Origin of the sequence: Gordonia sihwensis NBRC 108236 (assembly GCF_000333035.1) — a bacterium.
Lineage (GTDB): Bacteria > Actinomycetota > Actinomycetes > Mycobacteriales > Mycobacteriaceae > Gordonia > Gordonia sihwensis.
Genome location: NZ_BANU01000005.1, coordinates 38261 through 53054, shown reverse-complemented (window position 1 = coordinate 53054; position 14794 = coordinate 38261). Strand labels below are relative to the sequence as shown.

Sequence of the window (14794 nt, the reverse complement as noted above, 5' to 3'; positions counted from 1 at the left end):
CCGATTGACTGCCACCGGCTACACCGTGCGCGGGCTGAGCTTCAGCTATGGCGCGACGACGGTCCTCGAGAATCTGACGACGACTCTGCAGCCGGGGGCGGTCACCGCCCTCGTCGGCGCCAACGGCACGGGCAAGAGCACGCTGCTGGAGCTGATCGCCGGAGTGCGCACACCGGACGCCGGCGAGATCACGCCCCGACCGCGACGCCCCGCTCTGCTGACACAGCGCAGCGAGCTCATCGACGGACTGCCGTTGACCGTCCGGGACTGCGTGCGAATCGGGACCTTCGGACAGGTGCCGTGCTGGCGCCCGACGGCACGGCGTGAGCGGCGCGCGGCAGAGGAGATCATCGAACGAGTCGGCATGACGCCGTTGCGGGAGTCCCGGATGCGCGACCTCTCGGGTGGGCAGCGCCAGCGGGTGTTGATCGCGCAGACGCTGGTTCAGCCGGCTGATCTCTATCTCCTCGACGAGCCCTCGACGGCGCTGGACGCCGGGACGCGAGAGCTCCTCTGCACCCTGCTGCGGGAACACGCGGACGCCGGTAAGACGGTGGTCGTGGCGTCGCATGATCGCGAGGAGATTCGATTCGCCGACACGGTCATCGAGCTCGCGAGCCCGTCGATGTCGCGATGACCGTCGGGGCCGGCGCGGTCGGCTCCCGCACCGGTCCGGGGCGCGCCACGGGCATCCAGACTAGACTTATCGGCTATGCCCGTCACAGTGCCGCACGATCTCCCCGCCCGGGCCGTCCTGGAGGCGGAGAAGGTCTTCGTCATGTCCGACGAGCGCGCGGGGCATCAGGACATCCGCCCGATGCGGATCGCGATCTTGAATCTGATGCCGATGAAGGTCGCGACCGAGACACAGTTGCTGAGACTGCTGAGCAACAGCCCGCTGCAGGTCGAGATCACCTTGCTGCACATGTCCAGCCACGTCTCGCGGAACACGCCGCCCGGTCATCTCGAGTCGTTCTATTCGACCTTCGGCGATGTGGCAGACAAGCACTTCGACGGATTGATCGTCACCGGGGCCCCGATCGAGAGGCTCGACTTCGAGGACGTCGACTACTGGCCCGAGATGACCAGAATCCTGGATTGGACACGCAGCAACGTGCAGTCGACGCTGCACATCTGCTGGGGCGCGCAGGCTGCGCTCTACCGGCACTACGGGGTCGGCAAGTACGAAGTGCGCCAGAAGATCTCCGGCGTGTTCACCCATCGCCTCACCGGCGCGAAGTCGCCGCTCGTCACAGGTTTCGACGAGGAGTTCCTGGCCCCGCATTCCCGGCACACCGACGTCCACGCCCGTGACATCGAGGCGACCGGTGCGGTCGAGGTGCTGGCCGTGAGCGACGAGGCAGGCGTCTTCCTGGCGGCCACTCCCGACGGTCGCGAGGTCTTCGTCACCGGGCATCCCGAGTACGACGCGGACACGCTGGCCCGCGAGTATCGGCGCGACAGTGACCAGCAGAGCGACGTCGCGGTGCCCGCACACTACTTCCCGGGCGACGACCCGACCGCGCTCCCGCTCAACCGCTGGCGCGGACACGGTCACCTCCTGTACACCAACTGGCTCAACTACTGCGTCTACCAGGAGACGCCGTTCGATCCGAACGGCGTCTGAGACCCGATCGATCGCCGACTTCGGCGCAGGGGCTCCGCTCCGTGCAGAAACCGGACTGATCCGTGCCGCCACGGCCTTGCGCGACGCGGACCCCACGGGGGCACCTTAGGCTGACAGTGACGCCTGAGCCCACTGCTCACCGCGCCTGAACTGCGACGAAAGCGATTGACGTATGTGTACACGTGTTATATGGCCGGACGCGGGTGGTTCGGTGGTCGTCGGACGCAACATGGACTTCGCGCGCGATCTGCACACCAACCTCTGGAAGCTCCCCCGCGGTGTGAAGCGCGACGACCGGGTCGGCGGAGGCCTCTCGTGGACCGCGAAGTACGGCAGCGTGGTCGCCGGAGTGTACGACATCATCTCCGCCGACGGGGTCAACGAGAAGGGTCTGGCCGGACACGTCCTGTGGCTGGCGGAGTCGGATTACGGCACGCCCGATCCGGCGCGCCCGCAGCTCGCCATGTCCGTGTGGATGCAGTACTACCTGGACAACTTCGCCACCGATCCAGGAGAAGGTGGAGGCGAAGATCGCCGAGTTCATCGCCTCAGAGTAGGAATCTCGACGAACCCCCTGGTTGTGTCCGGTCAGCGGTGGGGCGTGAGAGTGATCGCGCCGATGACGGTGCCGCCGAAATAGGCCGGGCCCCGGTAGCCGCCGTGACCGTCGCTGTTGAGAATGACGCGATGTCCCGGGAAGAGGTCGACATAGCCGCCGGTGGCAGTCCGATGAATCGGGTACCGCCCGATGAGTACCAGTTGATCGCCCTCGACGCGGGCATCACGTTGCAGAAGGACGATCCCGGACGACGAGGTCGTTGACGTGTAGGAGCCCGGAGCGACGTCCGCGGCCGCCTGGCCGGCGGAGCCGAAGAGCGCCATGGCTCCGATCCCCGCCGCGATCGCGGCGGTCCGAACGACAGCGGTCCGAACGACAGTGGGGCTGGGGCGCATCGACATCGTCGTCTCCTGGCTGCTCGGGCCTATCAGCGTACGCCGCGCCGGTCGCTCAGCGCGAGCGAAGCCCGTCGGCGACGGTGGCGATGTACGTCGCGAGCAATCGGTCGAGCCGATCGTGGTCGGCACGCAGCGCCCCGGGGCGCCAGGCCAGTGCCAGCAGTCCGTTGAGGGTGGCCCAGAAGGCTGTCGCCAGATCGTCCGGATCGAGATCGGAGCGGGCGCTGCCGTCGGCCATGCCCGCGCGGATGGTCGCCGCGAGCTTGGCGTTCTGCTCCCCCGTCAGCTCCGCGATGTGGGCGACGGCGTCCGGCTCGTCGGGCGGCTCCACAAGGATGCGAAACTCGTGCGGCCGTTCCCTGGCGAACTTGGCGTAGGCGGCGGCCGCCAGCAGGAGGCGTTCCTCTGCGGTCCCCTCCGCGTCGTAGGCGGCGTCCATGTAGACCCGGCTCTCCCTCATCGCCTGCTCAGCCACCGCCGTGAGCAACGCCGACCGCCCGCCGACCCTGTTGTAGATGGTCTGGACTGCGACGTCCGCGCTTTCGGAGACCGCATCGAGCGTCAGCGCATCGGTGCCGCGGGTGGCGACGAGTTCGCGCGCGGCGTCGACGATCGCCTGACGCGTCGCCGCGGCGCGCCGCTGGGTACGCGTCATCGGCGCCTGCCCGTCCCCCGGCTTCGACGCCGACTGCTTCCGTACGCCACTGGGAGTCACGGACCCACCCTATCGACTTCCAACGGTGGAATCGATTCCAAGTCGGCTGCGGCCCTGCGGCCCGCTCAGACCGGTGCGGCGGCCGGTTCCGGACTCGCGGTGTTCAGCCCGAGCGGGTGTCGGACGTTGATCAGCAATCCCGCCACGACTGCCACGAACGCGAGGATGGCGGCCGCGACATAGAAACCGACACTGTCGCCGTGCACCATGGCGAGAGCCTGGAAATGAGGAATGTCCGCGGGGCCGCGGACCGAGTCCCGGTGATCGGTGATGTAGCGCGCGGCCGCGTTCGCGGCGATCGTGTTCAGCAACGCAGTCCCGACGGCGCCGCCGACCTGCTGCGAGGTGTTCACCATCGCCGAAGCGACACCCGCGTCGTACGGTGCGACTCCGAAGGTCGCCAGGTTCATCGACGTCATGAACACCGTTCCCATGCCGAAGCCGAGAATGATCAGACCGGGGAAGATCACGCTCCAGTATCGGGTGGCGTCGGCCGAGACCTGCGCGAGGATCAGCATGGCGCACGACCCGAGCAAGGCGCCGGGCACCAGCAGATACCGCGGCGGGACGCGGGTGATCAAGCGGGCCGCCACCTGCGTGGACCCGATGAGCATGCCGAACACCATGGGCAGGAACGCGAACCCGGCACTCAGCGGAGTGTAGTGATGCACAGTCTGCATGTAGAGGGTCAGGAACAGGAACGATCCGAACATCGCGATCACGGACAGCGCGACGGTCAGGTACGCGCCGCCGCGCGAACGGTCTGCGACCACGCGCAGCGGAAGCAGCGGATACGAGTACCTCCACTGCCAGCCTACGAACAGAGCGAGCAGCACCACCGCCGCCACCAGACAGGTCAGCGTCCCGCCGTCGGCCCAGCCCTTCTCCGCGGCCCGGCTGAAGCCGTACACCACCAGCGCCAGCCCGGAGCCGCCCAGCACCACGCCGAGCACGTCGAGCTTGACGACGTGGTCGGTGCTCCTCGGCGGCTCCTTGATTTCGAAGACCGCGCCGAGCAGCGCGACGGCCGCGATCGCGACGTTGATGTACATCGTCCAGCGCCAGTCGAGCACCTGCGTCAGCAGGCCGCCGAGGAGCAGGCCGACGGCGGCGCCGCCGCCGGCGATCGCGCCGAAGACGCCGAACGCGCGTGCACGTTCCTTCGGTTGCGTGAACATCACGGTCAGGAGGGAGAGCGCCGCGGGCGCCAGCAGGGCTCCGAAGGCCCCCTGCACGGCTCGCGCGGCGAAGAGCATCGCCTCATTGACCGCCGCGCCGCCGACCGCGGATGCGCAGGCGAATCCGACCAGGCCGATCATCAGCGCCCGGCGGCGGCCCCACATGTCCGCCACGCGGCCGCCGAACAACAGCAGTCCGCCGAAGGCGAGGGCGTACGCGGTGATCACCCACTGCTGGTTCGCGGTGCTGATTCCGAGATCCCGCTTGGCATCGGGCAGGGCGATGTTGACCACCGTGCCGTCGAGAACCACCATCAACTGTGCGAGACAGATGAAGACCAGGGCCTTCCAGCGGCGGGGATCGGGTTCGGTGACGGGTTCGGCTGCGGGCACTGACATCGGGTCGCTCGATTCGTCGTCGCTATCGTGCAATCTCAGGCAAGGTCAGCCAGAATCCTACGCACCGCGGGCACCACCTTCTCGCCGTACAGCCGGATGGACTCCTGCTGGTCGTCATGGGTGACCGGTTGGTCGTATTTGAGGTCGAAGCGGTCGACCTTCAACGTGTGAACAGTCGCCGCGATCTTCTCTGCGACCGTCTCGGGGGAGCCGACGTACAGCGATCCGGTCTCGATCTCGCGCTCGAAGTCGCCCGCGGCCGGCGGCGGCCATCCCCGCTCACGCCCCATCCGTTCCCGCATCTCGAACCAGCCGTCGCGCACCAGATTCCGGGCCGCTTGGTCCGTATCGGCGATCAGGCCCGGCGAGTGGACCGCCACCGGCCTGCGTGGAACGCCGAACTGATCCTGCGCGCGCTCGAACAGGTCGACGTAACCGGCGAAGCGGTCGGCGGGTCCGCCGATGATCGCCAGGAACAGACCGAAGCCGTATCGTGCGGTCCGGACCACCGATTCGGGACTGCCGCCGACGCCCACCCACGCGGTGATGCCGTGGGCGGTGGCCGGGTAGACGCGCTGGTCCGACAGCGAGGCGCGGGTGCTGCCCGACCAGGTCACCGGCTCCTCGGTCAAGAGCGCCGAGAGCAGGGCGAGCTTCTCCTCGAACAGCACCTCGTAATCGCGGAGGTCGTACCCGAAGAGCGGGAACGACTCGGTGAAGGACCCGCGGCCGGCGACGATCTCGGCTCGGCCGTTCGAGACCGCGTCGAGCGTCGCGAACCGCTCGAAGACGCGGACCGGATCGTCGGAGCTCAGCACCGTCACGGCCGAACCCAGCCGGATCCGTTCGGTCCGCGAAGCGATGGCGGCCAGGACCATCTCCGGACTCGACACCGCGAAGTCGGGCCGGTGATGTTCACCGACGCCGAAGAAGTCCAGGCCCGCTGCATCGGCGACCACCGCATCGTCCACCAGATCACGGATCACCTGCGGGTGGGGCACCGGCTCTCCGTGTGCGTCGCGGGTCACTCCGCCGAAGGTGTCCAGGCCGAATTCGATGTGGTTCACGGTTGGGTCAACGATCACCGTGGACCGAATGATTCCCGCACGTCAGCTCGAGACCCGGGCGGCGGCGCCCGCGTCGACGGGAAGCACGGTGCCGGTGATGTGGGCGCTGGCCTCCGCGGCGAAGAACAGGACCGCGCGAGTGACCTCCTCGGGTTCGAGGAAGGCGATCGGCTGCGCGTGCAGCATCGCCATCACCGGCTCCACATCCGCGCGCGTGGGTGCGTCCAGGTCTGGCCGCACCACCGAGTACAGCGCGTCGTTGTGCACCATCGGCGTCGAGATATTGCCCGGCGCAATGGCGTTCACCGTGATCCCGTGAGCGGCGAGATCGAGCGCCACGCTCTTAGTCATGCCGATGACGCCCCATTTTGACGCGCCGTACGCGGCCTGACCCTGTGCCGCGCTCCGCCCGAGCATCGAGGAGATGGTGACGATGCGCCCGTAGCCGCGCGCGATCATCCCGGGCGCTACCGCGGCGAGGGTGTTGTACACACCGGTCAGGTTGCTGCCGATGACCTCCTCCCAGACGGCCGCGGACGCCTCGGTGATCGGCGACGTGCCGGAGACGCCTGCATTGGCGACTGCGACGTCGACGCGGCCCAGCTCGTTCTCGGCGCGTGCGACCAGCGCCTCCATCGCCGCCCGATCTGCGGTGTCCGCCTTCACCGCGATGCATCGCCGCCCGGTGGCCTCCACCAGTCGGACCGTCTCGGCGAGATCCTCCTCGGTGCCCATCGGGTAGGCGATCGCGGGGCTGTCCGCACACCGATCGCAGACGACGACGTCCGCGCCCCGTTCGGCGAACGCGATCGCGTGCGCACGTCCCTGACCGCGTGCGGCTCCGGTCACCAATGCCACGCGATTGCTGAAGTCGTCCATGCCGTCTCCTTGCCGCCGGACGTGCGTCCGGATCGTCGATCGAAACTCGTCTGTCCAGAGGACACACCACATCTATCAGTCGCGGCGAGTCCGTGCGCCCACTGAGCGGGATCGCGTCCCGCGACAGTGCCTTCGGCCGCACCGCCGGTGCGGCTCGCCCCGTGCGGCTCTTGGTGAAGGTTAAGAGACAGCGCCTATCCTCACTCCCGATGAGTACTTCACACAGGGTGACCGCGCGCGGGTACGCGGTCATCGCCGCCGTCGCGGGTCTGGTCGCCCTCGTAGCTGCCATCGCCACACCGTTCCTGCCGGTCACCGAGCGGACATCGTCGTTCGACTGGCCGCGGGGCCAGAGCATCTCCGCCGACAATGCGTCGGTCACGGCGCCCCTGGCGACGCAGACCGCCCGGCGGCTCGACGTCACGGTGAATTGCCGGGTGCTCCGGGAGGCGGGGGCGGAGGGCTCCACCGCGGTCGTCGTGTCGACGGTTCCCGCTTCGGCACCGCGCGACATCCGCGACACCGCCCTCGTGGTCACGTCCGGTTCTTCCGGTGCGACGGTCAACGTGCGCGGATCGGCGTTGACGAGCATCGACCGCGCGGGCCTGAACAACTGTTCGCAACTGCGCTTCTGGGCGTCGGAGGACTCCTTGGGAGCTCAGTTCGTCGGGGCCGGCGCAACGGTGCACGGTGATCCCGCCACCCGGCCGGCGGTCGCCGGAGTCTTCACCGATCTGTCCGGGGACACCGTGCGACGGGCACAGCAGGGTCTGACCGTGCACGTCGACGTCGACAACGCCTTCGACGTCGCCCGAACCGCGCTCAAGACCGCGGTCATCGTCATCGGTGTTCTGGCCGCCCTGGTGGCGCTGTTCGCGTTGAGCCGCCTCGACGCCGTGTCGCGCTTCCGGGCGCCGACCGCCGGGCGCCGACCGCTCCGCAGGCTCGTCGCACCGAGCGTCACCGATCTCACCGTCACCGCCGCCCTGCTGATCTGGCACGTCCTCGGAGCGGGCACCGCCGACGACGGCTACGTGATGGTGATGGGCCGCAACGCGACCGACGCCGGGTATCTGTCCGACTACTATCGCTACTTCGGTGTCCCCGAGGCCCCGTTCGACTGGTACTACTCCTTCCTCTCCCACTGGGCCACGGTGAGTTCCGCGGGCGTCTGGATGCGTCTGCCGGGCCTGGTGGCCGGGCTGGTGTCGTGGTTCATCCTCAGCCGCGTCCTGCTACCCCGTCTGGGCGCCGCCGTCCGGTCCTCACGGTGGGCGGTGTTCAGCGCCGCCGCGGTGTTCGTCGCGTTCTGGATCGCCTTCTGCAGCGGCCTGCGGCCGGAGCCGATCATCGTCGCGGGATCGCTCGCGACCTGGTGGCTGGTCGAGACGTCGATCGCGACGCGCAGGCTGCTGCCCGCGGCGCTCGCGACGTTCGTCGCGTTGCTTACACTCGCCACCGGACCGCAGGGCGTCATCGCCGTCGCCGTTCTGATCGTCGGCTCCCGGCCGATGCTGCGAGTGGTCCGGACACTGCGCGGGCAGTACCGTCTGCTGCCGCTGTTCGCGCCCGTCGCCGCGGCCGTCTCCCTCATCTGCTTTCTGGTCTTCCGCACCCAGACCCTGGGCGCGGTCGTCGAGGCGATCCGGGTCCGGTACGTCGTCGGCCCGACGCTGTCCTGGTACCAGGAGTTGATGCGGTACTACTTCCTCACGCTGGGGACCCCGGACGGTTCCCTCGCCCGTCGTGTACCGGTGCTGCTCCTGCTCGCCACACTGGGGTTGACGACCGCGGTCATGATGCGGCGCGGCCGCCTGCCGGGCTTCGCACGCGGCCCGGTGTGGCGACTGATCGGCAGCGTCCTCCTCACGATGGGTCTGCTCTCGTTCGTGCCCATGAAGTGGACCGTCCAGTTCGGGATCTTCGCCGGGTTGGCCGCCGCCTGTGCCGCCGTTGCCACCGCGGCGATGATCCGGGTGTCGGCGCATGCGCCGCGCACCCTCTGGACGTACGTCACCGTGCTGGTCGGCGCGTGTGCCGTCGCGACGGCCGGCGACAACGCCTGGGGATGGTCGTACGACTACGGCATCCCGTGGTTCGACAAGGCTCCCGTCCTCGCCGGACGACCGGTGTCGACGCTGTTCCTCGTGCTGACCGCGCTCTCGTTCCTCATGCTGGTCTGGGTCAGCGTGCGGCCGCACACCGCACGTCCCCCGTCGGCCGCAGCGGTCCGCCGGCGCCGCATCGTATCGGCGGTGCCGGTCCTGCTGATCGCCGCAGCGCTGGTGCTCGCCGAGTTCGCACTCTTCGGCAAGGCTGCGCTGAGCCGCTCGGACACCTATACGGCGTTCAGCGCCAACGCGCGCGCCCTGACCGGGAGCGCCTGCGGGATGGCCGACCGCGTGCTCGTCGAGGAGGATCCGAATGTCGGGATGCTGCAGCCGGTCGGGGCCGTCGACGCGTCGCGGGCGCTCGCCGGGGAGTCGACGGGGTTCTCCCCCGACGGCGTCGCCGACGATCTGACACCCGATCCGGTCCGGCTCGGCGCCGGCACCCTCCGCACCGCGACGCCCGGCCACTCGTACTCCGGCGACGGCGCTCCAGCGGGTACCACCGGGGGTACCGGTCCGGAGACCGCGAACGGCGGCACCGTGGCACTGCCCTTCGGTCTCGATCCGGCCACCACTCCGGTGCTCGGCAGCTACGGCTTCGACAACGGCCGGGCGGAACTGACCACCGACTGGTACCGGCTCCCCGACCGGACTACGTCTCCGCTGATCGTCATCACCACGGCGGGTTCGGTCTTCTCCGTGGGACAGGACGGGGCCGTGACCGCCGGCCGCGATCTGCATGTCGAGTTCGGCGTCGACACCGACGGGGAGTTCACCCCGGTGGGTGCGCCGTTCGTTCCCATCGATCCGGGTCCCGACCACCCCAACCGGCCGTGGCGCAACCTGCGGATCCCGATGGCCGCGATCCCGCCGTCGGCGACCGCGATGCGGATCGTCGCCGTCGACTCGAACCTGAGTCCCGACGAGTGGCTGGCGATCACCCCGCCGCGTGCCCCGCGGCTGCAGACCCTGCAGAACGTCGTCGGCAGCCGGGAACCGGTGCTGTTGGACCTGTCGGTCGGCAGTCAGTTCCCCTGCCAGCAGCCGGTGACCGCGCGCGACGGGGTGTACGACGTTCCCCGATGGCGCATCACACCCGACCGGACCACGACCTATTCGACGTCGAAGAGCTGGCAGGCCGCGTCCTCCGGCGGAATCCTGTCGGTGTCGGAGTCGCTGACCAGGCCGTCGACGATGGCCACCTACCTGGAGAACGACTGGTACCGAGACTGGGGCAACCTCGTGAGACTCGAACCGCTCGTGCCGGATGCACCGGCCGCTGCGTTGACCACCGCGACAGTCCGGCAGGCCGGCTGGCGCAATCCGAGCACAATCGTGGCTGGAGGTACCGATGAGTGATCGGACACCGAGCCCCCGGACGGTCCGCATCGCACGGATCGTCGCCGTCGTGGCCGGCGCCATCGGCATCCTGCTCGCCCTCGCGTCGCCGTTCCTGCCGGTCACGTACGCCAAGACCGAGATCACCTGGCCGCAAGCCACGTCGTCGACGTCGGCGCCGACCGTGGCGAACATCGCGGCGCCCAACGTCTCGTACAACCCCGTGTCGATGGATGCGACCGTGCCCTGCTCGCTGGCATCGCTGCTGCCGGCCGACGGCGGCGTGCTGCTCTCGACCGTGCCGAAATCCGGTGTCGACGCGCGCAAGGTGGGCCTGTTCATCAGCGCCACCCACGACAACCTCCTGGTCACCCAGCGCAACGCCGTGCTGATGACGATCCCGCGCGAGCAGGCGCAGCGCACTCCTGAATGCCGCATCGTCGTGCACGCCGACACCGCCGGCACCCGCGGCGACGTCGAGGGACTGACGGTCCCCGACTCGGCCTTCGACATCCGCGATCCGAACGCGCGGCCGCAGATCATCGGCGTGTACACCGACCTGCCGGCCACCGCCCCCACCGCCGGGCTGAGCTTCCGCTCCACCGTCGACACCCGGTTCAGCACCAGCCCCACCCCGCTCAAACGCACCCTGCTGATCGTCGGCGTGGTCGCGACGATCCTGTCTCTCATCGCGCTCGCCGTGCTCGATGCCCGGGACGGGCGACGCCTGCGCCGACTGCTGCCTCGGCGCTGGTGGCGACCGACCGTGCTCGACGGATTCGTCACCGCGGTGCTGCTGATCTGGCTGATGATCGGCGGCAACACCGCCGACGACGGCTATCAGGTGACTGTCGGGCGCGTGGCGCCCGGCGCGGGTTACCTCGACAACTATTACCGGTACTTCGGTGTCCCCCAAGACCCGTTCGGCTGGCATTACCAGTACCTGGCCAAATGGATGGAGGTCAGCACCGCGATCCCGTGGCTGCGCCTGCTGCCGTTCCTGTTCGCGATCGTCGGATGGTTCCTGATCAGCCGCGTGGCGATCCCGCGCCTGGGTCGGACGATCGCCGGTTCCGGTGTCGCACGCTGGGCCGCGGCCCTGGCCTTCCTCGCCGTGTGGCTGCCGTTCAACAACGGCCTGCGCGTGGAACCGGTGATCACCGTCGGCATCCTGCTGACCTGGGTGCTCGTCGAACGCGCGATCGCCACCGGCCGACTGCTCCCCTTCGGTCTCGCGATCGTTTCGGCCGCCTTCACCCTGACCATCCACCCGGTGGGCGCGGTCGCGGCGGTCGCGCTGCTGGCCGGGCTCCGGCCGATGCTCAAGCGGGTGCTGTACCGGCGGCGTCGCGACGGGCTGGCGCCGATGCTGGTGCCCCTCGTGGCGGCGGGTCTGGCCGTCCTGTACGAGATCTTCGCCGACCAGCCGCTCGCCACGATCGTCGAGGGCGTGCAGGCTCAGGGCATCGTGGGTCCGACCAATCACTGGTGGACCGAGGCGATGCGGTACTACATCCTGCTCAATCCGACACCCGACGGCTCCATCGCGCGCCGGGTCGGAATCTTCGTGACGATCCTGTCGGTGCTGCTGGTCGTCCTCGTCCTCGTCCGCAAGCACAGCGTGCCGGGTGTGGCGACCGCGGCCCTGTGGCGGCTCGTGGCCGTCACCGGCGGCGCCGTGGCGGTGCTGGCCTTCGTCCCGACCAAGGCGACCCACCAGATGGGCATCTTCGCCTGCCTGGCCGGGCCGCTGGCCGCGGCCGCGACCGCCTTCCTGAAACCGAGTGTGCTTCGGCGCCCATGCAACCGGACGTTCTTCGCCGCGGCGTCGGCGTACGCGCTCGCGGTGGCCTTCGCCGGCCGCAACCAGTGGTGGTATGTGGGCAGCTACGGCATCCCGTGGTCGGACGACACGCCGCATATCGCCGGCATCGGTTTCTTCTGGCCGATCTTCGCCGTCGCCGTACTGCTGACGGCCGTCGGACTGTGGCAGTACTACCGGGACGACGGCCGAGCACAGTTCGCCGACGCCGCGGAACCCTTCCGGCGCCCGGAGCCGAGCCGTATGGCCGACCTGCCGATGTACTCGCTCGTGATCGTCTCCGCGGTGATCCTGGCCTTCAACATGATCTCGTTCGGTAAAGCGGCCAGGACGCAATCGGATTCGTGGACCTGGGCGAGTTCCAACATCGCGTCCCTGCAGGGGCGCCCGTGCGCACTCGCCGACGCCGTGCTGGTGGAGGCCGATCCGAACACGGGTCTTCTCGCGCCGGCGCAGTTGGCCGGCCAGCGGCCCGCGAGCGCCGGCCAGGCCCTCGCGGGCGGAGCGACGCCCCCGGCCGGGTTCTCACCCGACGGCGTGCCGACGCACTTGGAGACCGACGACAGCGACACGTCCAGCAGTGACACCGACGCTCATCCCGCCCAAGCGGTCGACCAGGATCAGAGCGGGCAGTCGACCACCGGTGATTCGACGACCGCCGACACCACCTCCGACACCAGTGGCGGCACCACGGTCAGCCGTGGTGTCAACGGTTCGTCGGTGAAGCTGCCCTTCGGTCTCGACCCGCAGCGGGTGCCGGTGCTCGGGAGCTTCGGTGCGCCCGCCGGGACCGGCCGCCTGACCTCGGACTGGTACCAGCTGCCCGAACGCTCCGACGATCGGCCTCTGATCACCCTGTCGGCCGCGGGTGCGGTGGAGTCGATCGACGAACTGGCGGTCCGGCATCCGGGCCAGCAACTGCGGCTCGAAGCCGGACGGGTGCAGCCGGACGGCACCGTTGCAACCGTCGCGTCCCTGACCCCGTACGACGCAGGCGGCGCACCGCAGTGGCGCAACCTGCGGTTCCCGATGGCCGAGATTCCTCCCGGCGCGTCCGTCGTCCGGATCGTCGCCGAGGACACCTCGCCGGGCTACGATGCCTGGCTGGCCGTCACGCCACCGCGTGCCACACGACTGCAGACGCTCAATTCGCTCGTCGGCAGCGATGATCCGGTACTGCTCGACTGGGAAGTCGCGTTCGCGTTCCCCTGCCAGCGCCCGGCCGGCGTGGTGCACGGCATCCTCGAGACGCCGAAGTGGCGCATCACCCCCGATGCGGTCGGTGAACGGGTGAACTCGGCGCAGTGGATGGCCGGCGACTACGGCGGCCCGCTGGGCATCACCGAGAACGAGCTGCGACAGACGGAGGTCCCGGCCTACCTCGAGAACGACTGGGGCCGTGACTGGGGTTCACTGCAGCGGTTCACCCCGCTCCTGCCGCAGCACGACGCCGAACTCACCGTCACCCACGAGGACCACACCGGTCTCTGGACTCCCGGGCCGATGCGGGTGATCCGCAACTGAATCGGGACAGTGGAAGGCACCCCGGTAGCCTGGGACGGTGATCACACCTGCCTCTCCCTTGGATTTCGCACGCGGCCCCGCCTGGGCCAACCGCATCGCCCTGGCTCCGCTGACGAATCTGCAGAGCAATGCCGACGGCACTCTCTCGGACGACGAGTACCACTGGCTCGTGAGGAGAGCCGAGGGCGGCTTCGGCATGGTGATGACATGCGCGGCATGGGTGTCCGGCCGGGGGCACTCGTTCTCCGGACAGCTCGGCGTCGCCGGCCCCGAGCACCTCGACGGACTGACCCGGCTGGCGCACGGGCTGCGCGCGGCGGGAGCGGTCTCATCGATCCAGTTGCAGCACGGAGGGCGACGCGGCGACGGACAGTTCGACCCCGTCCGGGTGGCGCCGTGGAACGATGCCGCCAAGCAGGCGGTGGAACTGAGCACCGCCGAGGTGGAGGCGATCGTGGAGGAGTTCGCCGAAGCCGCAGTCCTCGCCTCCGAGGCCGGTTTCGACGGGGCCGAGATCCACGGGGCCCACGGCTACCTGCTCTGCCAGTTCCTCGACGCGCGCAGTAATCACCGCGCCGACAAGTACGGCGGCAGCGCCGACAACCGATTCCGCATCATCCACGAGGTGGTCGATGCGGTCCGTCGCGCCACCGGACCGGATTTTCAGCTGGGCCTGCGACTCTCGCCCGAGCGTTACGGCGTTCCGCTCGCCGAGTCGCGCGAGCTGGCGGCTCAGGTTCTCGCCTCGGGACGGCTCGACTACCTCGACATGTCGATGTGGGACGCGTTCAAACACCCGGCCGAGGAGGAGCACCGCGACCGCACTCTGCTCGAACACTTCACCGATCTGCCGCGCGGGGGCACCCGTCTCGGCGTCGCCGGGAAGATCCTGACCGGTGCTCAAGTGCGCGAGAGCCTCGACGCCGGCGCCGACTTCGTCTTGATCGGGACCGCCGGGATCCTGCACCACGATTTCGCAGCCAGAGTGGTCGCCGACCCCGCGTTCACGTCGACGCCGCAGCCCGTGTCTGCCGATCACATGCGCGCCGAGTCCGTCGGTCCGGCGTTTCTCGAGTACCTGTCGACGAACTGGGACGACTTCGTGCTCTCCTCCTGAGGCCGGCGTCCCGCGGTTCCGGCCACACGCGCCGGTCGCCCGTCCGAATGGTCGGCTCTG

10 protein-coding genes and 1 pseudogene are annotated in these 14794 nt (G+C 69.2%); 6 read left to right on the top strand and 5 right to left on the bottom strand.

Annotated features, from left to right (window positions below):
- Positions 1-4 precede the first annotated feature (4 nt).
- The 3 genes and pseudogenes from aztA to GSI01S_RS03450 form a co-directional block, all read left to right on the top strand.
- Positions 5-637, top strand: a complete 633-nt coding sequence (gene aztA, locus GSI01S_RS03460) for a zinc ABC transporter ATP-binding protein AztA (RefSeq protein WP_006895001.1) — start codon at positions 5-7, stop codon at positions 635-637.
- A 75-nt stretch (positions 638-712) separates the two neighbouring features.
- Entirely contained in the window at positions 713-1627 is a 915-nt protein-coding gene (gene metA / locus GSI01S_RS03455; protein WP_006895000.1) for a homoserine O-acetyltransferase MetA, read from the top strand.
- Between the two features lie 172 nt (positions 1628-1799).
- A pseudogene (locus GSI01S_RS03450) lies at positions 1800-2132 on the top strand (linear amide C-N hydrolase); the annotation flags it as partial.
- A gap of 83 nt (positions 2133-2215) precedes the next feature.
- Here GSI01S_RS03450 and GSI01S_RS03445 read toward each other — a convergent pair.
- The 5 genes from GSI01S_RS03445 to GSI01S_RS03425 form a co-directional block, all read right to left on the bottom strand.
- Complete coding sequence (locus GSI01S_RS03445) at positions 2216-2587, bottom strand: hypothetical protein (protein WP_101841569.1); 372 nt, start codon at positions 2585-2587, stop codon at positions 2216-2218.
- Positions 2588-2636: 49 nt separating this feature from the next.
- Entirely contained in the window at positions 2637-3239 is a 603-nt protein-coding gene (locus GSI01S_RS03440) for a TetR/AcrR family transcriptional regulator (RefSeq protein WP_039866831.1), read from the bottom strand.
- Between the two features lie 125 nt (positions 3240-3364).
- The gene (locus GSI01S_RS03435; RefSeq protein ID WP_006894996.1) at positions 3365-4876 is read right to left on the bottom strand and encodes an MFS transporter; all 1512 of its coding nucleotides are present in this window, start codon (positions 4874-4876) and stop codon (positions 3365-3367) included.
- A 35-nt stretch (positions 4877-4911) separates the two neighbouring features.
- A complete protein-coding gene (locus GSI01S_RS03430) occupies positions 4912-5943 on the bottom strand; it encodes an Atu2307/SP_0267 family LLM class monooxygenase (protein ID WP_039866829.1) in 1032 nt (343 codons plus the stop codon).
- A gap of 42 nt (positions 5944-5985) precedes the next feature.
- Entirely contained in the window at positions 5986-6822 is an 837-nt protein-coding gene (locus GSI01S_RS03425; RefSeq protein ID WP_006894994.1) for a mycofactocin-coupled SDR family oxidoreductase, read from the bottom strand.
- 209 nt (positions 6823-7031) lie between these two features.
- On the opposite strand from GSI01S_RS03425, the gene GSI01S_RS03420 reads away from it, so the two are divergent.
- The 3 genes from GSI01S_RS03420 to GSI01S_RS03410 are packed head-to-tail and all read left to right on the top strand — an operon-like array spanning position 7032 to position 14734.
- Positions 7032-10292: an arabinosyltransferase domain-containing protein gene (locus GSI01S_RS03420; RefSeq protein WP_039866827.1), complete on the top strand. Its 3261-nt coding sequence runs from the start codon at positions 7032-7034 to the stop codon at positions 10290-10292.
- Complete coding sequence (locus GSI01S_RS03415) at positions 10285-13617, top strand: arabinosyltransferase domain-containing protein (RefSeq protein WP_006894992.1); 3333 nt, start codon at positions 10285-10287, stop codon at positions 13615-13617. Before GSI01S_RS03420 ends, GSI01S_RS03415 begins: the two co-directional genes overlap by 8 nt.
- A gap of 37 nt (positions 13618-13654) precedes the next feature.
- Positions 13655-14734 (top strand): NADH:flavin oxidoreductase, encoded by a 1080-nt coding sequence (locus GSI01S_RS03410; protein WP_006894991.1) that lies wholly within the window; start codon positions 13655-13657, stop codon positions 14732-14734.
- Positions 14735-14794: the final 60 nt, after the last annotated feature.

Excerpts from the sequence above, each read along its gene's own strand:
- GSI01S_RS03445 (WP_101841569.1), bottom strand. The coding sequence starts at position 2,587 with ATGTCGATGCGCCCCAGCCCCACTGTCGTTCGGACCGCTGTCGTTCGG.
- GSI01S_RS03415 (WP_006894992.1), top strand. The coding sequence starts at position 10,285 with ATGAGTGATCGGACACCGAGCCCCCGGACGGTCCGCATCGCACGGATC.
- GSI01S_RS03425 (WP_006894994.1), bottom strand. The coding sequence starts at position 6,822 with ATGGACGACTTCAGCAATCGCGTGGCATTGGTGACCGGAGCCGCACGC.
- GSI01S_RS03440 (WP_039866831.1), bottom strand. The coding sequence starts at position 3,239 with ATGACGCGTACCCAGCGGCGCGCCGCGGCGACGCGTCAGGCGATCGTC.
- GSI01S_RS03435 (WP_006894996.1), bottom strand. The coding sequence starts at position 4,876 with ATGTCAGTGCCCGCAGCCGAACCCGTCACCGAACCCGATCCCCGCCGC.
- GSI01S_RS03420 (WP_039866827.1), top strand. The coding sequence starts at position 7,032 with ATGAGTACTTCACACAGGGTGACCGCGCGCGGGTACGCGGTCATCGCC.
- metA (WP_006895000.1), top strand. The coding sequence starts at position 713 with ATGCCCGTCACAGTGCCGCACGATCTCCCCGCCCGGGCCGTCCTGGAG.